The organism is Streptomyces sp. CA-181903 (assembly GCF_050937075.1).
Lineage (GTDB): Bacteria > Actinomycetota > Actinomycetes > Streptomycetales > Streptomycetaceae > Streptomyces.
This window is the reverse complement of the sequence record NZ_JBNJLY010000001.1, coordinates 4944080-4964631: the sequence shown is the minus strand read 5'-3', so window position 1 is coordinate 4964631 and position 20552 is coordinate 4944080. Positions and strand designations below refer to the sequence as shown.

11 protein-coding genes and 2 pseudogenes are annotated in these 20552 nt (G+C 75.3%); 4 read left to right on the top strand and 9 right to left on the bottom strand.

All coding sequences use genetic code 11. The features are described from left to right. Nucleotides 1-120: 120 nt before the first annotated feature. Both ACQEVS_RS22265 and ACQEVS_RS22260 read right to left on the bottom strand, forming a co-directional pair. Nucleotides 121-447 (bottom strand): hypothetical protein, encoded by a 327-nt coding sequence (locus ACQEVS_RS22265; protein ID WP_433023005.1) that lies wholly within the window; start codon nt 445-447, stop codon nt 121-123. Between the two features lie 150 nt (nt 448-597). Beyond that, nucleotides 598-2871, bottom strand: a complete 2274-nt coding sequence (locus tag ACQEVS_RS22260) for an ATP-dependent DNA helicase UvrD2 (protein ID WP_433023003.1) — start codon at nt 2869-2871, stop codon at nt 598-600. A gap of 186 nt (nt 2872-3057) precedes the next feature. On the opposite strand from ACQEVS_RS22260, the gene ACQEVS_RS22255 reads away from it, so the two are divergent. Next, a complete protein-coding gene (locus ACQEVS_RS22255) occupies nt 3058-3297 on the top strand; it encodes a mycoredoxin (protein ID WP_223770322.1) in 240 nt (79 codons plus the stop codon). Between the two features lie 68 nt (nt 3298-3365). Here the strand turns inward: ACQEVS_RS22255 and nudC are convergent, their stop codons facing one another. The 6 genes and pseudogenes from nudC to ACQEVS_RS22225 form a co-directional block, all read right to left on the bottom strand. Beyond that, nucleotides 3366-4292 (bottom strand): NAD(+) diphosphatase, encoded by a 927-nt coding sequence (gene nudC, locus ACQEVS_RS22250; protein WP_433023001.1) that lies wholly within the window; start codon nt 4290-4292, stop codon nt 3366-3368. 66 nt (nt 4293-4358) lie between these two features. Continuing rightward, complete coding sequence (locus tag ACQEVS_RS22245; RefSeq protein WP_433022999.1) at nt 4359-5774, bottom strand: dipeptidase; 1416 nt, start codon at nt 5772-5774, stop codon at nt 4359-4361. Between the two features lie 48 nt (nt 5775-5822). Continuing rightward, nucleotides 5823-6470 carry a PD-(D/E)XK nuclease family protein gene (locus tag ACQEVS_RS22240; protein WP_433022997.1) on the bottom strand — a complete coding sequence of 216 codons (648 nt, stop codon included), beginning with the start codon at nt 6468-6470 and terminating at the stop codon, nt 5823-5825. Further along, nucleotides 6449-9817 carry an ATP-dependent helicase gene (locus tag ACQEVS_RS22235; RefSeq protein ID WP_433022995.1) on the bottom strand — a complete coding sequence of 1123 codons (3369 nt, stop codon included), beginning with the start codon at nt 9815-9817 and terminating at the stop codon, nt 6449-6451. Before ACQEVS_RS22235 ends, ACQEVS_RS22240 begins: the two co-directional genes overlap by 22 nt. Before the next feature lie 294 nt (nt 9818-10111). Then, nucleotides 10112-13492, bottom strand: a pseudogene (locus ACQEVS_RS22230) (ATP-dependent helicase). Between the two features lie 296 nt (nt 13493-13788). Further along, on the bottom strand, nt 13789-14301 hold the full coding sequence (locus ACQEVS_RS22225; RefSeq protein WP_433022993.1) for an MGMT family protein: 513 nt from the start codon (nt 14299-14301) through the stop codon (nt 13789-13791). A gap of 176 nt (nt 14302-14477) precedes the next feature. On the opposite strand from ACQEVS_RS22225, the gene ACQEVS_RS22220 reads away from it, so the two are divergent. Then, entirely contained in the window at nt 14478-17261 is a 2784-nt protein-coding gene (locus tag ACQEVS_RS22220) for a flippase-like domain-containing protein (protein ID WP_433022991.1), read from the top strand. Between the two features lie 21 nt (nt 17262-17282). Here the strand turns inward: ACQEVS_RS22220 and ACQEVS_RS22215 are convergent. Continuing rightward, nucleotides 17283-18733 (bottom strand): annotated as a pseudogene (locus ACQEVS_RS22215) (MFS transporter). Between the two features lie 433 nt (nt 18734-19166). Between ACQEVS_RS22215 and ACQEVS_RS22210 the strand changes: the two are divergent. Both ACQEVS_RS22210 and ACQEVS_RS22205 read left to right on the top strand, forming a co-directional pair. Then, complete coding sequence (locus tag ACQEVS_RS22210) at nt 19167-20033, top strand: helix-turn-helix domain-containing protein (RefSeq protein WP_433022989.1); 867 nt, start codon at nt 19167-19169, stop codon at nt 20031-20033. Nucleotides 20034-20156: 123 nt separating this feature from the next. After that, nucleotides 20157-20552 (top strand): molybdopterin-binding protein, encoded by a 396-nt coding sequence (locus tag ACQEVS_RS22205; RefSeq protein WP_398264773.1) that lies wholly within the window; start codon nt 20157-20159, stop codon nt 20550-20552.

The following is a 20552-nucleotide window of genomic DNA, read 5'->3' as shown; positions in this document are numbered from 1 at the left end:
CTCGTCTGTGTTGTTCCGGCTGGTGGCCGGGCTGGTTCCCCCTGCCGGGGGGCAAACAAAAGGGCCGCGGATCCCGGTGTGGGTTCCGCGGCCCTGGAAGGTGCCGACCTGATCTGCCGATCAGGCTGGATCTCTCCAGGGTTCGAGCCCACGGAAGGCCCACATCGTGTGGTGCTGGTACTGCTTGGTCCGGGATCCGGCGCCGTCGGTCTCCGCCGCGATGACACGGACCCGTGCCACTGCTGCCGCTTCAGCCACCTCAGGCGCCTTGGTCGGTCGCTCATTGCCCAGCACCGACTCGCAGAGCGGCAGCTTGGCAAGGGACAGACCGGTGCCCTGGACGGAACCGAACGACGGCGCGGCGATGACGCCGGCCTTGATGCCGAGGGAACGCGTGGCGAAGACCGGGCGATCGGTCATTTTGTAGCTGGGGATGAAGCTGATCATTGGTTTCGCCTCCTCTCGGCGTCTCGGGACGGGCCGGGGCCCGTCATGTTCGGTTTGAGTACAGCAGTACAGCACGGAACCAACGGATCCCGCGAGGGGCCGTTGCTTTCCTGCTCGGAAGGCTATGGGTAGGCCGTCCACGCACGCAAACTATTTTTCCGGGGATTTCTCGAGGCCCTCGTGCCGCTCCGGCTCACGGCCTGCGCAGAGGGCCAGGACGTCGGCCCCGAACCGCCCCAGCTTGCGGGCTCCCACCCCGGAGATGGCGGCGAGCTCCCCCTCCGTTTCCGGCACCGCCTCGGCGATGGCCAGCAGCGTCTTGTCGGTGAAGACGCAGAAGGCGGGCTGGCCGAGCCGCCGGGCCTGGTCGGCACGCCAGTCGCGGAGCCGCTCGTGCAGCCCCTCGTCGAGGTCGCTGGGGCAGTCCTCGCAGCGCAGCAGTTTGATCTCGCCCGCGTCGGTCAGCGTCCGGCCGCAGACGCGGCACCGCGCGGGCCGGCGCGCCCGCGACGGGGCGCCGCCGCGCGGCCCGGCGGCCGTCCGGCCACCGCGGCCGTCCTCGGAACCGGCCTCCGAGCCGGCCCCGGATCCGGCTCCGAAGGAGACGTGGCCGCGGGCGGCCGGGGAGCTCGCGGCGCCTGTGCCCTGCGCCGGGGAGCCGGGCCGGAGGCCGTTGAGGAAGCGGCTGGGGCGCCGGGAGGGCCGGCCGCCGGGCGAGCGGGAGAGGGCCCACGACAAGGTCAGGTGCCGGCGGGCCCGGGTGACGCCGACGTAGAGGAGGCGGCGCTCCTCCTCCAACTGCTCGTCGGTCTTGGCGTAGGTGATCGGCATCATGCCCTCGGTGAGGCCGACCAGGAAGACGGCGTCCCACTCCAGGCCCTTGGCGGCGTGCAGTGAGGCGAGTGTCACACCCTCGACCGTGGGGGCGTGCTGGGCCTCCGTCCGCTCCTGGAGCTCGGTGACCAGGTCGGCGAGGCCGGCGCCCGGGCGGGCGGCGGCGAAGTCCTCGGCGAGCCGCACCAGGGCGGCGAGGGATTCCCAGCGGTCGCGGACGGCGCCCGAACCGGCGGGCGGATCCGCGGTCCAGCCCCGGGTCGAGAACACGGCCCGCACCTGGGCGGGCAGGTCCTCGGCTCCGGCCAGCTGCGGGTCGGTGCCGCCGCCCGCCCGCGCGGCGCCGCGCAGCAGGATCTGCGCCTCGCGCACCTCGGGCCGTTCGAAGAACCGCTCGGCGCCGCGCAGCTGGTACGGCACGCCGACGTCCGCGAGGGCCTGCTCGTAGACCTCGGACTGGGCGTTGATCCGGTACAGCACCGCGATCTCGCTCGCGGGCACCCCGGAGGCGATGAGGTCGCGGACCCGGCGGGCGACGCCCTCCGCCTCGGCCGGCTCGTCGGCGTACTCGGCGTAGGCCGGCTCGGGGCCGCGCTCACGCTGGGAGACGAGCTCCAGACGGTGCTCCGCGGCCTTGCCGCGGGCCTGGGCGAGCAGCCCGTTGGCCAGGTGCACCACCTGCGGGGTGGAGCGGTAGTCGCGGACGAGCCGGACGACCGTGGCCCGGGGGTGGCGGGAACGGAAGTTCAGCAGGTGGTCCGGGGTGGCGCCGGTGAAGGAGTAGATGGTCTGGCTGGCGTCGCCGACCACGCAGAGGCTGTCCCTGTCCCCCAGCCACAGGTCCAGCAGGCGCTGCTGGAGGGGGCTGACGTCCTGGTACTCGTCCACCACGAAGTGCTGGTACTGGCGGCGGACGGTCTCGGCGATGTCCTGGCGGTCCTGGAGGACGGCCACGGTGAGCAGCAGGACGTCCTCGAAGTCGATCATGCCGCGCTCGCGTTTGAGCTGTTCGTAGATCCCGTAGATCCTGGCGGTCTCCGCCGGGTCGCGCGGGGCGTCGCGACCGGCCTTGACGATCGCGGCGGGGTAGTCCTCGGGGACGGTCTGGGTGACCTTGGACCATTCGATCTCCGAGGTCACGTCCCGCAGCTCGTTGCGGTCCAGCCGGATCCGGCAGCGGGCCGCCGCCTCCGCGACGATCTGCACCTTGCGCTCGGCCAGCCGGGGCAGCTCGCCGCCCACGGCCTTGGGCCAGAAGTACTGCAGCTGGCGCAGCGCGGCCGAGTGGAACGTCCGGGCCTGCACGCCCGCCGCGCCGAGCTGCCGCAGCCGGCCGCGCATCTCGCCGGCCGCCCGGTTGGTGAAGGTGACGGCGAGCACACTCGTCGGCTGGAACACCCCGGACCGCACGCCGTACGCGATCCGGTGGGTGATCGCGCGCGTCTTGCCCGTACCGGCACCCGCCAGCACGCACACCGGCCCGCCCAGGGCCGTCGCCACCGCGCGCTGCTCCGGGTCGAGCCCGTCGAGCACGGCGTCGGCGGTCTCCGGCACCTGAGGGAAGAGAGGGGAGTGCGTTGCTGCTGTCACGCAGCCATGCTGCCAGGTCCGCGGAGGCGACCGGGAACGTTGTCCACAGGCGAGGCCCTGCGGTCATACCATCACCCCGCTGATGGCCCGGCGCGGGCGCGCGTGTGAGGCGGGAATGGTAAGAGAGGGGCGCACGTTCTACCACCGGAGCCCCGCTCCCCCAGCTCGTCTGCAGAAGGAGTCCCGATGTCCGCCGTGACGATGTACAGCACCACCTGGTGCGGCTACTGCCGTCGCCTGAAGAGCCAGATGGACCGCGAGGGAATCGCGTACACCGAGGTGAACATCGAGCAGGACCCCGAGTCCGCCGCCTTCGTGGAGAAGGCCAACGACGGCAACCAGACGGTCCCGACCGTCCTGTTCCCCGACGGCTCGACGCTGACCAACCCCTCGCTGGCCCAGGTCAAGGCCAAGATCGGCGCCTGACGGCAGTCGGCCCGGTCCATGGGAAAGCCCCCGCCGCGGCGGGGGCTTTCCCATGGACCGGCTCGTCCTTACGGCAGCGGTTCGCCGTACCAGAGTTCGACGAGGCGGGCGGCGATGGAGATGCCGGTGGGGGGCAGGACCTCGCCGGAGGCGAAGGCGGCGCGGAGGTCCTCGCGGGAGAACCAGCGGGCCTCGTGGATCTCCTCGCCGTCGACCTGGATCTCCGGGGAGGTGGCGCGGGCCAGGAAGCCGAGCATGAGGCTGGAGGGGAAGGGCCAGGGCTGGCTGGCGACGTACTCGACGTCGCCGACGACGACGCCGGCCTCCTCGGCGACTTCGCGGCGGACGGCCTGCTCGATGGACTCGCCCGGTTCGACGAAGCCGGCGAGGGTGGAGAAGCGGCCCTCCGGCCAGTGCATCTGGCGGCCGAGCAGGGCCCGGTCCCGGTCGTCGGTGACCAGCATGATGACCGCGGGGTCGGTGCGCGGGTAGTGCTCGGCGCCGCAGGCCGGGCAGCGGCGGATGTGGCCGGCCGCGGCGATGACCGTGCGCTCGCCACAGCGCGAGCAGAAACGGTGGAGGCGCTGCCAGTTCTCCAGGGCGACGGCGTGGACCAGCAGCCCGGCGTCGCGCGGGGAGAGCAGCAGGCCCGCCTCGCGGAGGCCGGCGGGGCGCGCGGACTGGTCCATGCGGCCGGGCAGGCTGTCCTTCTGGAGGGCGAAGTAGGCCACCCCGTCCTCGTCCTGGCCGAGGAAGTAGCGGTGCGTCTCGGTGGGCGGCGCGTCGAACGCCGGCGTCATCACCAGTTCCGTACGGCCGTCGGGGGTGTCGTCGATCAGTGCCTGGCCGCCGGAGACCACGAAGACGCGGGTCGACGGGTGGCTCCACGCCGCCGACAGCCACGCCTCGTCCAGCCGGTGGTGCGCGGCGCGGTCGATGCCGCTCGATCCGCTGAGCGTGATGCGGTCGGCGGCGAAATCGGTCCTGGTGGTCACGGCTGCTTCCAACTCCCCCTGGTGGTGATGGCGGTGGTGCGTGTGGTGCGTCACGGGCCCGGTCGGTCAGTCCGCGCGGCGCGTCCAGGACGTGTCGCCGGTGGCGAGGTCGTCCCAGAGGTGGGCGGCGGTCTCCACGCCCTTCATGAGGAGGTCGAGCTCGACCTTCTCGTTCGGCGCGTGCCAGCCGTCGGAGGGCACGGAGATACCGAGGAAGAGGACGGGGACGCCGAGGACGTCCTGGAGGTCGGCGGCCGGCCCGGAGCCGCCCTCGCGGGTGAAGCGAACTCGCTGCCCGAAGGCGCGGCCCATGGCGCGGGCGACGGCCTGGAGGGCGGGGTGGTCGAGCGGCGTCAGGCAGGGGCGGGTGGCGCCCGTGAACGTGAGTTCGTGGCGGACGCCGGCCGGGAGGCGGGCGGCCACCCAGTCCCGGACGGCCCGCTGGACGGCGTCGGTGTCCTGGCCCGCGACCAGCCGGAAGGACAGCTTCAGCTGCGCGGAGGACGGGACGATCGTCTTGCCGCCGGGACCCTGGTAGCCGCCGCCGATGCCGTTGACCTCGGCCGTCGGGCGGGCCCAGACGCGCTCCAGCGTGCTGTAGCCGGCCTCGCCGAGGGTGGCGTGCGAGTGCGCCCCGCGCGTCCAGCGCTTCTCGTCGAACGGCAGCTCCGCAAAGAGCTCGCGCTCGCGGTCGGTGAGCTCGACGATGCCGTCGTAGAAACCGGGGATCGCGACGCGGCGGTCCTCGTCGTGCAGGGCGGCGGCCAGCCGGGCGGCCTCGGTGGCCGGGTTGGGCACGGCGCCGCCGAACGCGCCGGAGTGGATGTCCTGGTCCGGCCCGTACAGGTCGACCTGGCACTCGACCAGGCCGCGCAGGCCGGTGCAGACGGTCGGGGTGTCCTCGGCCCACATGCCCGTGTCGGAGACGATCACGGCGTCGCAGGCGAGGCGGTCCGCGTGCGCGCGGAGGAGGTCGGGGAAGTTCGGCGAGCCGAACTCCTCCTCGCCCTCGATGATCAACTTCAGGTTGACGGCGGGGGCGGTCCGGCCGGTGGCCGCCAGGTGGGCGCGGACGCCGAGGGTGTGGAAGAACACCTGGCCCTTGTCGTCGGCGGCGCCGCGGGCGTACATCCTGCCGTCCTTGACGACCGGCTCGAACGGGTCGGTGTGCCAGCCGTCCTCCCGGGCGGCCGGCTGGACGTCGTGGTGGCCGTAGACGAGGACCGTCGGCGCGCCCTCGTCACCGGAGGGCCACTCGGCGAAGACGGCCGGGGCGCCGGCGGTCTCCCAGACCTCGGCGACCGGGAAGCCGGTCGCCCTGAGCCGGCCGGCCAGCCAGTCCGCGCTGCGGCGCACATCGGCCGCGTGGCCGGGGTCGGCCGACACGGAGGGGATGCGCAGCCACTCGGCGAGGTCGTCGAGGAAGGCGGCGCGGTGCTCCTGGATGTACGCGCGGACGGCACTGTCCGGGGTGTCGCTCATGACGTCGAGCCTAGCCGGACACGGGCCGTGACCGGGACCGGGTTTGTCTCACTCACCCTCCCCGGCACCCCCTCCGAGCAGGATCCTCTCCAGGGCCGCCCGGTCGGGCAGCGCCGCCGGGCGGACCACGCGGCCGTCGCGGACGTGGACGAAGGCGGCGGAGACGGCGGAGAGCGGCAGGCCGTGCCGCTCGGCCCAGGCGAGGCGGTAGACGGCGAGCTGGAGGGGGTCGGCGGTGCCCTCCCGGCCGGTCTTCCAGTCGACGATCTCGTAGGCGGCGCCGGTGCCGTCGGCGTCCTCCTCCACGCGGTAGACGGCGTCGATCCGGCCGCGGATCACCCGGCCCGCGAGGGTGATCCGGAACGGCGCCTCCACCCGGTACGGGGTGCGGTGGGCGTACGGGGTGCGTTCGAACGCCGCCTTGAGCTCGGCGAGGTCCCGCTCGTCGGCGATCCCGGTCCCGTCGGGCTCGGCCGCCTCGTCGTCGTCCACGCCGCCGGGCAGCTCGTCCGGCCCGAGGAACGGCAGCGGCAGCGCCTCGAAGCGGGACTCGACCCAGGCGTGGAAGCGGGTGCCGCGGCGGGCGGCGGGCCGCGGCGGGCGGGGCATCGGGCGGGCCAGCTCGCCCGCGAACGCGTCCGGGTCGGCGGCGAGCCGGACGAGCTGCGACGCGGTCAGCGACGCCGGCAGCGGCACCTCGTGCACACTCGCCCGCGCCCTGCGGAGCTCGCCCGCGAGCGCGTCGAGGTCGCGGTCCCAGGAGGCGACCAGGCGGGATTCCTCGGGGGTGAGGCGGGCGCGGGGGGCTTTTCGGGCGGGGGCGCCCGTTGAGGTGGACGTGCCCTGTGGGTGGCTGTGCCCCCGTCCTTCCCCCAGAAGGGGCGCCCCCGCTTCGCCGATTCCCGGGGGCGGGCCCCCAGCCCCCCGAAGCGCGCCGCGCGCGCTGTCCCGGGTGGATGGCCGGTCAGGGGCAGCCGAGCCGTCCGGCACGGTCGACTCGCTTCGGGAGGAGGGGCCGTCCGGCCCGGGACGTCCGCCCGGAACCCCTGCGGGTGCGGGAGCTTCTCCAGGGGTGAGGGAGTCGTCGGAGGCGGCGGTTGCCTCCGGCACGGCGGAAGCCCGCTCGTGCCGGGGGCCGGGACGGCGGATGCGGGACACTGTGCCGGACCGGGCGCCGGTGCTGCGGGTTCCTGGGTGGTGTCGGGCGGGGTGCCGTCGGGCGGGGTGCCGTCGGGCGCAGGCGCCGTCGGGCGGGTGGTCGGCAGGGCGTCCCAGTCCGTCAGGGGGGCGTCGGCCTCGTGCGCGAGGTCTCCGTACGCCTCGTCGTACGCGGCGGTGTCGTCTTCGGGCGCACCTCCGTAGGCGGCGTCTCCGTAAGCGGCATCTCCGTAAGCGGCATCTCCGTAAGCAGCGTCTCCGTAAGCAGCGTCTCCGTAAGCGGCGGCATCGCCGTACGCCTCGTCGTACAGCAAGTCGGCGCCCGCGTACGCCTCCTCGTCCTCCTCCGGCGGAGGCGGCCACTCCGGGTCGTGGGCCGGTATCGGGGCCGGGGCGGGGCCCGGGAGGCGGCCCAGGCGGGTGCGGACGGCGTCGGCCGCCTCGCGGCGCAGCGCGAGGGAGTCGGAGTCCAGGGGGAGCGGCCAGGCGCGGTCGGTCTCCGCCGCGTCGAGCGCGGGGTTGGTGGCGCCCTCCTCCGGCGGTTCGGCCCACGCCTCGATCTCGCCGTGCCCGGCCTCGCAGTGCTCGCGCAGGGCGTGGAGGAAGGCGGACGGGCCGCGGGGCCGCTTCTGCTCGGGGCCCCACCAGTGGCCGGAGCCGAGGAGGAGGGAGCGGGGGCGGGTGAAGGTGACGTAGCCGAGGCGCAGTTCCTCGGTGGCCTGGTGGTCCTTCATCGCGGACTTGAAGGCGGCGATGCCCTTGCCGTCCCAGGCGGGGACCTCGGGGAGGGTGTCGGCGTCCCCGCGCAGGGCGTGCGGGAGCACACGGGCCTGGGAGGTCCAGGCGTCCCGCGCCTGCTCGCTGGGGAAGGTCTTGGCGACGAGCCCGGGGACGGCGACGACGTCCCACTCCAGGCCCTTGGACTTGTGGGCGGTCAGGACCTTGACCGTGTTTTCCGCGCCGGGGAGGGAGCTGTCGAGCCCCTTCTCGTACTGGACGGCGGTGCGCAGGAAGCCGAGGAAGGCGAGCAGGCCGGCGTCGCCGTCCAGGCCGGCGAAGCCGGCGGCGATGTCCAGGAACTGGTTCAGGGTCTCCCGGCGGCGGGCCGCCAGCGCGTGCGGCGAGGCGGAGAGCTCGACCTCCAGGCCGGTGGTGGCCAGCACCCGGTGCAGGACGTCCATCAGCGGGTCGGCCAGGCCGCGCCGCAGATCGCGGAGTTCGGTGGCGAGGCGGGCGAAGCGGATCCGTGCCTCGGCGGAGAAGGGCAGGCCGTCGTCGGACGCGTCACCGGTCAGGAAGGTGTCGAGGGCGTCGGCGAGAGAGATCGTCTCGGCCGGGTCGCGTCCCTCCACGGCCTCGGCGAGCCGCCGTTCGGGGTCCGTACCGGCGCTGCCGTACGGGACCAGGGTGCGGGCGCGACGGCCGAGGAGGGCGAGGTCGCGGGGGCCGATGCGCCAGCGGGGGCCGGTCAGCAGGCGGACGAGGGACGCGTTGGCGGTGGGGTCCTGGAGGACCTCGCAGACGGCGACCAGGTCGGCGATCTCGGGCAGGTGGAGCAGCCCGGAGAGGCCGACGACCTCGACCGGGACGTCCCGGTCGACCAGCGCGCCCTGGATCCGGGCGAAGTCGGCCGCCGTGCGGCACAGGACGGCGACGTCGCCGGGGCGGGTGCCGGTGCGCACGCGGTGGGCGATGGAGTCGGCGAGCCAGGCCAGCTCCTCGGCCTGGGTGGACAGCAGGGCGCACCGCACGTACCCGTCCCGCTCGGCACCGGGCGCGGGCCGCAGCGCCTCGACGCCCTCGTGGAGGGCGCGCAGGGGCGCGGCGAGCCCGTTGGCGAGGCGGAGGAGCCGGCCGCCGCTGCGCCGGTTCTCGCTGAGGGAGTGGCGGGCGGCGGGGCGGCCGTCGGCGTGCGGGAAGTGGCGGGGGAATTCGTCCAGGTTGGCGACGGAGGCGCCGCGCCAGCCGTAGATGGCCTGGCAGGGGTCGCCGACGGCGGTGACCGCGTGGCCGGTGCCGCCGCCGAACAGGCCGGCGAGCAGCAGGCGTTGGGCGACCGAGGTGTCCTGGTACTCGTCGAGGAGGACGACGGAGAACTCCTCGCGGAGGATCCGGCCGACCTCCGGCCGGGTGCGGGCGAGCTCGGCGGAGAGGGCGATCTGGTCGCCGAAGTCGAGGAGGTCACGGCGGCGCTTCTCCGTGCGGTACGCGGCGACCAGGCCGGTGAGTTCGCGCCGGGCGCGGGCCGTGTCGGGGACCTTGCGCAGGTCGGCGTTGGTGAGGCGGGCGCCGTCGAGGTCCTTGAGGAGGGCTTCGTCGTGGGCCAGCAGCTCCGCCGGCTCGACCAGGTGCTCGGCGAGCTCGGCGTCCAGGGCGAGGAGGTCGGCGACGAGGTCGGCGAACGGGCGGGTGAGGGCCGGGTGCGGGCCCGGGGAGGTGCGCAGGACGCGGGCGGCGAGCTGGTAGCGGGTGGCGTCGGCGAGGAGGCGGGCGGTGGGCTCCAGGCCGATGCGCAGGCCGTGCTCCTTCAGGAGGCGCCCGGCGAACGCGTGGTACGTGGAGATCCGCGGCTCGCCGGGCCCCTCCTCCTCCGTGGCCTCGCCGGCCGTCACCCCGGCGGCGGCGAGCGCCTTGCGGACGCGCTCGGCGAGCTCGCCGGCGGCCTTGTTGGTGAAGGTGAGGCCGAGGACGCGCTCGGGGGCGACCTGCCCGGTGCCCACCAGCCAGACGACGCGGGCGGCCATCACCGTCGTCTTGCCCGACCCGGCTCCGGCCACGATGACCTGCGGGGCGGGCGGCGCGGTGATGCAGGCCGTCTGCTCCGGGGTGAAGGGGATGCCGAGGAGCTCCTTGAGCTGCTCGGGATCGGTCAGGCGCGGGGTCACGTCACTAACCGTAACCGGGGGCACTGACAAGCACCGTCGGCCGGCCTTCTCGATCTTGTCCGGCCGGTCCTGTCCCGGAGGCGTCGACCGCTCGGGCAAGGGCGCCCGGGCCCGGTACCCCGGTTCGGCGCCACGCGGGCGCAGCACGGCACTTCCCCGGGCGCCGGACCGGCGAGCCGCCCGGCCGAGCTCCTTCGTGAGCGCTCGACGCCCCGGCCCGGGGCACCGGGCCGTCCGTGGCCGACGTCACCCGGCGCCTCCCGTATGCCCCGCCCGTACCGGACGCCCGGACCCTCACTCGACGATCTGGCGGCCCTCCGGGCGGGCCGAGCAGGAGGAGCGGAAGGCGCAGTGCGCGCAGTGCGCGCCGGGGCGCGGGGAGAACCGTTCGTCCAGGACGCGTCCGGCGGCGGTGGCCAGGAGGTCGCCGATCCAGTCGGCGCCCTCCTCGCCGCCGTCGGACAGCGGTTCCTGGGCCTGCACCTTGGGCAGCGCGTCGCCGCCCTCCTTCTTGGCCGCGCCCTGCCGGAGCTGGACGAGCTCCGCGCCGCCGGGGCGCGGGCGTACGCCGTCGAAGACGTCGTCGACGGCTCCGTGCCGGACCGCGAGCTGGTAGACGCCGAGCTGGGGGTGGCGGGCCACCTCGGCGGCGGTCGCCGGGGTCCTGCCGGTCTTGAAGTCGACGACGTAGGCGTGGCCGGCGGCGTCCCGCTCCACCCGGTCCATGGAGCCGCGGACGCGGACGAGCCGGCCGCCCGCGGTGAGGGTGACGTCGAAGGGGTGCTCGGTGGCGACGGGGGTGCGGCCGCGTTCCATCACGTGCCAGCGGAGGAAGCGCTCCAGGGCGGCCCGCGCGTTCTCCTTCTCCTGCCGGGACTTCCAGGGCGCGTCGAAGGCGAGCGCGTCCCAGACGGTCTCCAGGCGCTCCATGAGGACGTCGAGGTCGGCCGGGGTGCGGCCGGAGGCGACCTCGTCGGCGAGGACGTGCACGACGTTGCCGAAGCCCTGGGCCGTGCCCGCCGGCGCCTCGGCGCGTACCTCGCGTCCCAGGAACCACTGGAGCGAGCAGGTGTCCACGAGCTGGCCGACGGCCGAGCCGGACAGGGCGACCGGCTGGTCCCGGTCGCGGAGCGGCACCTCGCTGTGCGTCGGCTCGTACAGGCCCCACCAGCGGTCGGGGTCGGCGGCCGGGACGAGCGGCCGGTCCTCGTCGTCGCGCAGGGCCGCGAGCCGGGCGAGCCGGTCGGCGGCGGCGGCCCGGAGCGTGTCCGAGGCGGCGGGGTCCACGGTGGTGGCCCGCAGCTCGGCGACGAGCGCGGCGACGGCGAGGGGGCGGCGGGGACGCTGGGTGACGTCCACCGGTTCGACGCCGAGTTCGGCGAGGAAGCGGGACGGCTGGTCGCCGTCCTCGGCGGCGGCCTTGACGGCCGTGACGACGAGGCGCTCGCGGGCGCGGGTGGCCGCCACGTAGAACAGCCGGCGCTCCTCGGCCAGCAGCGCGCCGGGCGGGAGGGGCTCGGCGAGGCCGTCGCGGCCGATGCGGTCCGCTTCCAGCAGCGAGCCGCGGCGGCGCAGGTCGGGCCAGAGGCCCTCCTGCACCCCGGCGACGACGACGAGCCGCCACTCCAGGCCCTTGGAGCGGTGCGCGGTCATCAGGCGGACGGCGTCGGGGCGCACGGCCCGGCGGGTGAGGGTGTCGGCGGCGATGTCCTGGGCCTCCAGCTCGTCCAGGAAGCCGAGCACGTCGCGGCCGCCGACGCGCTCCTCGGCGCGGGCCGCCGTCTCGAACAGGGCACATACGGCGTCCAGGTCGCGGTCCGCGTTGCGGCCGGCGGCGCCGCCGCGGTGCGCGGCGCGGCGCAGCCGGTCCGGCCAGGGCGCGGGGTGCCGCGGCGTGCCGTTCCAGAGCGTCCACAGGGCGTCCTCGGCGGTGCCGCCGGCCTGGAGCCGGTCCCGGGCGGCGCTCAGCAGCGCGGCCAGGCGCTGCGCGCCCCGCGCGTACGCCGGATCGTGCGCCACCAGGCGCTCCGGCGCGGCAAGCGCCTCGGCGATGAGCACGTCGGAGGGCCGCGGGGCGGTACGGCCGGCGGTCCGCTCCTCCTCCCGCAGGGCCCGCCCGAGGCGGCGCAGGTCGGTGCCGTCCATGCCGCCGAGGGGGGAGGTGAGCAGGGTGAGGGCGGTCTCGGGGGTGAGCGCGCCGCTCACGCGGCCCGCGGTGCCGGGATCGGGCGCGGCCGGACGCTCGTCCTCCGCCCCTCGGGCGCGGGGCGCCTCCCCGACCGCCTCCGGGGCCGGGCGCGTCCTCCCCCGGCTCGGCGGCGTCCCCGTCCGGCCCCGGCGCCGTCGCCGCCCACTCCGCCACCACCCGCAGTGCCGTCAGCAGCGGGGCCACCGCCGGTTCGTGGCGGAGGGGGATGTCGTCGCCGTCGACCTCCACCGGTACGCCCGCCGAGGTGAGGGCGCGGCGGAGGGTCGGTATGGAGCGGGAGCCGGCGCGGACGAGGACGGCCATGGAGCCCCAGGGGACGCCGTCCTCCAGGTGGGCGCGGCGGAGGACGTCCGCGATGTTGTCGGTCTCGGCGCCGGGGGTCGGGTAGGTGTACGCCTCCACGCGGCCGCCGGGGCGGGTGGCCGTCAGGTCGCGGTGGGCGCGGACGGCCTCGGACGGGAGGCGGCCGAGGGGCATCCGGCGGGTGAGGAGGCGGGTGGCGGCGAGGAGGGCCGCGCCCGAGCGGCGGGAGGTGGTCAGGACGCGGACCGGGGCGGGCGAGCCGTCGCGGCGCGGGAAGTCCGTCGGGAAGTCGAGGATGCCGCCCACGTCGGCGCCGCGGAAGGCGTAGATGGACTGGTCGGGGTCGCCGAACGCGACCAGGGTACGGCCGCCGCCCGCCAGCGCGCGCAGCAGCCGCGCCTGGGCGGCGTCGGTGTCCTGGTACTCGTCGACGAACACCGCGTCGTACCGCCCGGCGAGGTCCGCCGCGACCTCCGGCCGCTCGGCCAGCAGCACCGCGCGGTGGACCAGTTCCGCGTAGTCGACGACGCCGCGCGCGTCGAGCACGTCCAGGTACTCGGCGAGGAAGGCCGCCGCCGCCGACCAGTCGCCGCGTCCCGTCCGCCGGGCGAAGGCCGCCAGCGACTCCGGGCTCAGGCCCAGTTCCCGGCTGCGGGCGAGGACCGCGCGCACCTCGTCGGCGAAGCCGCGGGTGGTGAGGCAGGCGCGCAGGTCATCCGGCCAGCGCACGGTGGCGCGGCCCGCGCGCTCCAGCTCGGTCTGGCCGGCGAGCAGTTCCCGGACGGCGACGTCCTGTTCCGGGCCGGACAGCAGCCGCAGCGGCTCGGCGAAGAGGTCGGCCTCCTGGTGGGCGCGGACCAGGGCGTAACAGTAGGAGTGGAAGGTGGTGGCCTGCGGCGCGCGCGCCGCCAGTCCGCGCTCCCCCAGCCGGGCCGCCACCCGGTCGCGCAGTTCGGCGGCGGCCTTGCGGCTGAAGGTCAGGACGAGCATCCGCTCGGGGTCGGCGCCGCGGCGCACCCGTTCGGCGACGGCCTCCACGAGCGTGGTGGTCTTGCCGGTCCCCGGGCCTGCGAGGACCAGCAGCGGCCCCTGTCCGTGCTCAACCACCGAGCGCTGTGCCGCGTCCAGTTCCGGGGGACCGCGGGCCCCGGGGGCGTGCGCACCAGGCGGTACGCGCCCGGCGCGGGCCGGGTGGCCCGCCGGCGCTCCGGGTCCTCCGGGCGCGCCGGGGCGAGCGGGCCGGGGGCGCCGGAAAAGCCGGGGTTGCCGGAAAGAGGGGTGGAACTCACGTGAGGTGCCGGTCCTGCGGGTCGGGTACGGATCTCCGCGCGCCGTGGGGGCGCGGGGGTGGGGCGGCCCTCGACGCTACGCCAGGAGGCGGGTGGGGCGCAGGGCGTTCCCGGGGCGTGAGGGCCGTTCGGGCACCTCACCCGTTCGGGTTGCCCGGCGGACGAGTGGATCAGGTGGCGCGTTTCACACGCGACGCGCCGCCGCGCGCACCCTTCGCGCCGGAGCGCGGGACACCGTCGGCCCCGGCATCCTCCTCGTCCCCTCCCTCCACGAGCGGCAGCCCGTCCCACCGCGCCCGCGCCATCGCAATCCGCGGCACATGCCCGTCGGCGGCCGGCCCGGCCGTCCGGAGCGGTGTGCCCTCCTCGCGGTAGTGGCCGAGTGCCGCCTGCTCGCGGCCGGGCAGGAAGACGCCGTCCGCGCGGACGACGCGCCACCACGGCACGGCGCCGCCGTACAGCGCCATCACCCGGCCGACCTGGCGCGGCCCGCCCTCGCCGAGCCACTCGGCGACGTCTCCGTAGGTCATCACCCGGCCCGGCGGGATCGTCTCGGCGACGGCCAGGACCCGTTCCGCGTACTCGGGGAGCTCGGCGGGGTGGGCGGGGTCCTCCGGAAGCCCGTGCCGCCCGTCGTGCGCGTGCGGTCCGGACGGCGGCGATACTTCGGTCACCCGGTCCATACTGCCGCAGGCGCCGCGCGCTCCGGGGCCGTGGTCCGGAGGTCCGGGTTCCGGAAGATCACCCAGAGTGCGGGATCGGACTACAGGGCGTACGATCCGAGGTCCGCGCCCCCGAAATGCACCCTGATACACCCTTGCCCGGCAGGGCCATGCCACCATCTTCCGGGCGGTGACTGGTGATACGAGAACGAGAAGACCAGGAAGACACGGACGACGAGCAGGGCGCGGGACCTCCTGAGGAGGCCGGCGCCCGCCAGGCGCTGCCCGGGAGCGGCGAGGGGGGCGAGGGAGCCGAGCGGTCCCGCGCCGGGGCCCCCGCCGGCCCGGCCGGCTCGTCGTACGCGTGCGACACGAAGGACGGCGAGGTCCACATCGACAAGGTCTCCGGCGACGAGCCCCTGCTCCCCGCCCGCGTCCACCGCCCCGCCGACCTGGTGCGCATGCTGCTGGGCATCATCGGCATCGCCGTCGTCCTCACCCTGGCCGCGTTCGCGCACGGCACCACCACCGGTCTCGCCAGCGACATCAAGGAGAGCGCCGGGCACGCCCCGCAGACGCTGGCCAACATCGCCGGCCTCGCGGCCAATGTCGCGATCTTCATCGTGCCGGTGGCGTTCGCCGTCGAACGGCTGGTCAAACGGGACGGCCTGCGCATCGCCGACGGCGTCCTCGCGGCCGTCCTGGCGCACGGCGTCTCGCTCGGCGCCGCGCTCTGGGTCGCCGAGGCCGCCCCGGAGTCCATCCGGGAGGCGCTCACCCGCATCACGCCGACCCATGAGCTGACCGATCCGGTCCACGGCTACCTCGCCCCCGTGATCGCCTACATGACGGCCGTCGGGATGTCGCGGCGCCCGCGGTGGCGGGTCGCGATGTGGGCGGTGCTGCTGCTCGACGCGTTCGCGGTGCTGGTCAACGGTTATTCGACGCCGTTCTCGATCGCCACCACCGTGCTCATCGGCTGGACGGTCGCCTACGGCACCCTCTACGCCGTCGGCTCCCCCAACGTCCGCCCCACCGGCCAGCACCTCCTGCACGGCCTGCGCCGTGTCGGCTTCAAGCCGGTGAGCGCGCTGCGCACGGAGGAGGCGCCGGACGCCGAGCCGTCCCAGGGCACGGCGCACGACCGGGGCCGCCGGTACGTCGTCACGCTGGAGGACGGCCCGCCGCTGGACGTCACGGTCGTCGACCGCGAGCAGCAGGCGCAGGGCTTCTTCTACCGGCTGTGGCAGCGGCTCGCGCTGCGCGGCATCACGCAGCGGCGCAGCCTCCAGTCGCTCCGGCAGGCGCTGGAGCAGGAGGCGCTGCTCGCCTACGCGGCCATCGCCGCCGGCGCCAACGCCCCCAAGCTGATCGCCACCAGCGAGCTCGGCCCGGACGCCGTGATGCTGGTGTACGAGCACGTCGGCGGGCGGACGCTGGACACCCTGCCGGACGCGGAGATCACCGACGAGCTGGTGGACGGCGCCTGGCGGCAGGTGCACGCCCTGCAGTCGCGCCGGATCGCGCACCGGCGCCTGGACGGCGACGCGCTCCTGGTGGATCGTTCCGGCAATGTCGTCCTGACCGATCTGCGCGGCGGCGAGATCGCCGCCGGCGACCTGGTGCTGCGGATGGACGTCGCCCAGCTCCTCACCACGCTCGGCCTGCGGGTCGGCGCGGAACGGGCGGTGGCCTCGGCCGTCGCCGTGCTCGGCCCGGACGCGGTCGCCGACAGCCTGCCGCTGCTCCAGCCCATCGCCCTGACCCGCGACAGCCGCGCCACCCTGCGCCGGCTCGCGCGCGAGCGCGCCCAGCGCGAACGGGACGCGGTGCTGGAGGCGTCCCGGATCGCCAAGGAGGAGCGGGCCCGGGAGCGGGCGGAGGGGGGCTCGGGTCCGGCGGACGACCGCCGGGCGCTCAAGGCCGAGAAGAAGGCGGAGAAGCAGGCGCTGGACGTCGCGGCCGAGGAGGCCCGCGAGGAGGACCTGCTGGCGCAGATCCGGCGCCAGGTGCTGCTGATCCGGCCGCAGGCGCCGATAGAGCCGGTCCGGCTGGAGCGCATCCGGCCGCGTACCCTCATCAGCTCCATCGCGGGCGCGATCGCCGCCTACTTCCTGCTCTCGCAGCTCTCGCACGTCGAACTCGACAAGATCGTCGATCATGCCAACTGGGGCTGGGTGGCGGTCGCGGCGGCCTTCTCCGCGCTCTCCTACTTCGCGGCGGCCATGCGGCTGCTGGGCTTCGTCCCGGAGAAGGTGCCGTACCTGCGGACGGTCATGGCGCAGGTGGCCGGCTCGTTCGTCAAGCTCGTGGCCCCGGCGGCGGTCGGCGGCGTCGCCCTGAACAGCCGCTTCCTCCAGCGGGCCGGGATCCGCCCGGGGCTGGCCGTGGCCAGCGTCGGCGCGTCCGAGCTGTTCGGCCTGGCCGCGCACATCCTGCTGCTGCTGACCTTCGGCTACATCACCGGCACCGAACAGACGAAGTCGCCGCTTCCGCCGAACCGCACGGTCATCGCCGGGCTGCTCACGGCGGCGGTGCTGGTGCTCGTCGTGACGGCCATCCCGTTCCTGCGGAAGTTCGTCTCGACGCGGGTGCGCTCGCTGTTCGCGGGCGTCGTGCCGCGCATGCTGGACCTGCTCCAGCGCCCGCGGAAGCTGGTCAACGGCGTCGGCGGCATGCTGCTGCTGACCGCCGCCTTCGTGTTCTGCCTCGACACGTCGATCCGGGCGTTCGGCGGCGACATGAGCTTCGCCAGCGTCGCGGTGATCTTCCTGGCCGGCAACGCGCTGGGGTCGGCGGCGCCGACGCCCGGCGGCGTCGGGGCCGTCGAGGGCGTCCTCATCGGCGCGCTGACGCTGGCCGGGTTGCCGGCGGAGATCGCGACGCCCTCGGTGCTGCTGTACCGGCTGCTGACCTTCTGGCTGCCGGTGCTGCCGGGGTGGCTGTGCTTCAACCAGTTGACGCGGAAGGGTGCCATCTGAGGGGAGGGGCCGGACGGGCGGTCACGCCGTCCGTTCCCGGCGCAGCAGCCACACCGTGAGCACCGTCGTCAGGCACAGCAGGCCCCCGGCGGCGTACAGGCTCTCCCGCATGCCCGCGAGCGAGAACCCCTCCCCCGCGTCCCCGTGCCCCCGCCGGCAATCAGGGCGCCGGACACGGCGACGGCCAGCGCGCCACCCGTCTGGCGGACGGCGTTGAACAGGCCCGAGGCCGTACCCGCCCGGTGTCCCGGGACGGCGTCCATCAGCAGGGCCGTCAGCGCGGGGACCGCCAGCGCGCCGCCCAGCCCCGTGGGCACGAGCAGGAGCAGCACCAGCCACAGCGGGGTGTCCGCCGACAGCGGCAGCAGCACGGCCATCGCCAGGGCCAGGACCGCCTGCCCCAGGACGATGACGGCGCGGCGGCCGACGCGCTCCGCCAGGCGCGGGGAGACCAGGTTCGCGGTGGTGATGACCACCGACAGCGGCACGAACATCAGCCCCGCCTCCGTCGCCGACATGCCGCGCTCCTGCTGGTAGTAGAGGCCGAGGAGGAAGACGAGGCCGTAGAAGGCCGCGTTGGCGGCGAAGCCGGCCGTCAGGGCGACGGCCACCCGGCGTTCGCGCAGCATGCCCAGCGGGACCATGGGCGCGCGGTGCCGCTTCTCCACGGCGAGGAACGCGACGGCGGCCCCGGCCGCGACGGCCAGCGCCGTGAGCACGGGAGCCGACGTCCAGCCGCGGTGCCCGCCCTCGATGACCGCGTACGTCAGGCCGGCGAGGGCGAGGACGGCGGTGGCCTGTCCCGCCGGGTCGAGGGGGGCCGGCCGGCGCGGGGACGGCGCGGTGCGGGCCAGCAGCGCCAGGATCACGGCGCCCACCGGGAGGTTGAGCAGGAACACGGCGCGCCAGCCCGCGTGTTCGGCGAGGACCCCGCCGAGCACCGGCCCGGCCGCCATGGACACCGAACCGCCCACCGTCCAGAGCGCGATGGCCCGCGCCCGGCGCGCCGGGTCGTCGTACGCCTGCCGGATCAGGGAAAGCGAGGCGGGCATGACGACGGCCGCCGCCGCGCCCTGCGCCAGCCGCGCCGCGATGAGCACGCCGATCCCGGGCGCCAGGGCGCAGCCGAGGGAGGCGAGGGTGAACAGGGCGGTCCCCCAGGCGTACGCCCGGCGCGCACCGGACCGGTCGGCGAGCGCCCCGGCGGACATCATCAGGGCGGCGAACATCAGCGTGTACGCGTCGACGACCCACTGGAGGCCGGACATTCCGCCGTGGAGGGACGAACGGATGGCGGGCAGCGCGATGTTGACGGCCGAGACGTCGATGGTGATGACGGCGAAGCCGAGGAGCGAGGCGATCAGCGCGACCGGGGAGGCGGGGGCGGAGGAGGCGGGGGGCGGGGAGTCGGGGGCCGGGGAGGCAGGGGCCGGGCGGGTTCGGGAGGCGGGTGGGCGGCGGGCGGTGGTCATGGGCACGTGAGAGTCACTTCCGGGGCGGGAGGGAGGGGCGGGGGTGAAACGGCGGGTCGGCAGGGGGCGTTGGGGCGCTTTCGGCGGCGGGCCCGCCGGTAAGTCCGTCGGCAGACCCATCGGCAGGCCCATCGGCAGGCCCATCGGCAGACCCATCGGCAGACCCATCGGCAGACCCATCGGCAGACCCATCGGCAGACCCGGCCGTCGCCGGCGGTTCCCGCCGCGGCGTCCGGCCGGGAGCCGCCCGGTGGCCGTCGTGCGGGCGGCTCCCACCGCGTCGGGGCACGACGTCGTACGCCTCCCCGCACCACGGCCGTCGGCCGCCCGCAACGGGACCAGCCTGCCGCGCCGTTCAGTCCGGCGGCAGGCCGCGGCGTTCCTGGCCCTGACACGGCCCCCACCGCGCACGGCCTCCGGCGACAATGGCGGGATGACCAACAGCGGCACCGAACTGGGCAGATACCTGAAGGCGCGACGGGCGCGGATCACCCCCGAGGACGTCGGGCTGCCCACGGGCACCGGGCTGCGGCGCACGCCGGGCCTGCGCCGGGAGGAGCTGGCGACGCTCGCCGGTGTCAGCGTCGACTACTACACCCGCCTGGAGCGCGGCCGCGAGCGTAACCCCTCACCGGCCGTGATCGACGCCCTCGCCCGCGCGCTGCGGCTCGACGGGGACGCCCACCAGCGCCTCCACGACCTGGCCGAACTCGCCTCGGGCCGCGTCCCCGAGCCGCGTACGGCCGCCGGGCCGGGGTCCGGCGGCGGGGAGACCGTGCGCGCGTCCGTCCTGCGGATGCTGGAGGCCGTGCGGCCGATGCCTGCGTACGTGGTGAGCCGGTACAGCGACATGCTGGCCGCGAACCTCCCGGGGCGGCGGCTCATGCCCGGTTTCTGGGACTGGCCGCCGGAACAGCGCAATGTGAGCCGGTACCTGTTCCTGCACCCGGTGGGGCGCACCCTCTACGACCCGTGGGAGGAGACCGTCGCCAAGTCGGTGGCCCACCTCCGTGCCATCGCCGGAGTCGACCCGGACTCGCCCCGGCTGGCCGCGCTGGTCGGCGAACTGCTGCTGAAGTCGCCCGAGTTCGCCAAGCTGTGGGAGCGGTACGACGTGAAGGAGCGCGTCGGCGGCACCAAGTCCTTCAGCCATCCGAAGGTGGGGGCGATGACTCTCGTCTACGAGGTCATGCCGCTGTCCGGGACGGACGGCCAGCGCCTCGTCATCTACCAGGCCGAGCCCGGCAGCGCGGACGAGGCGGCCATGCTGCTCCTGGATCCGGAGAGGGCCGCGGCGTAAGAGGACAGGCGCGGCGCAAAGGGAGGGACTCGGCATAAGAGAGAGGTGCGCTCCTCGCATCTGCCCGCCCACACACCCGTCCTCCCTTGCACATGCCGGGCGAACGGCTCTACCGTGCCGCACATGCGCTCCTACACCATCGGCCGGGCGGCCCGTCTGCTCGGCGTCAGCCCCGACACCGTCCGCCGCTGGGCGGACGCCGGGCGCATCCCCACCCGGCGGGACGAGCACGGCAAGCGGGAGATCGACGGGGCCGACCTCGCCGCGTTCTCCGTCACGCTCGCCGCCGAGGCCAACGAGGACGGCGAGGAGGCGTATTCCAGCGCCCGCAACGCCTTCCCCGGGATCATCACCGCGGTGAAGCTCGGCGACGTCGCCGCCCAGGTGGAGGTGCAGGCCGGCCCGCACCGCCTCGTCTCCCTGCTGACGCGCGAGGCCGTGGAGGAGCTGGGGCTGGCCGTGGGCATGGAGGCCGTGGCCCGAGTCAAGGCCACCAACGTGCACGTCGACCTCGTCTGA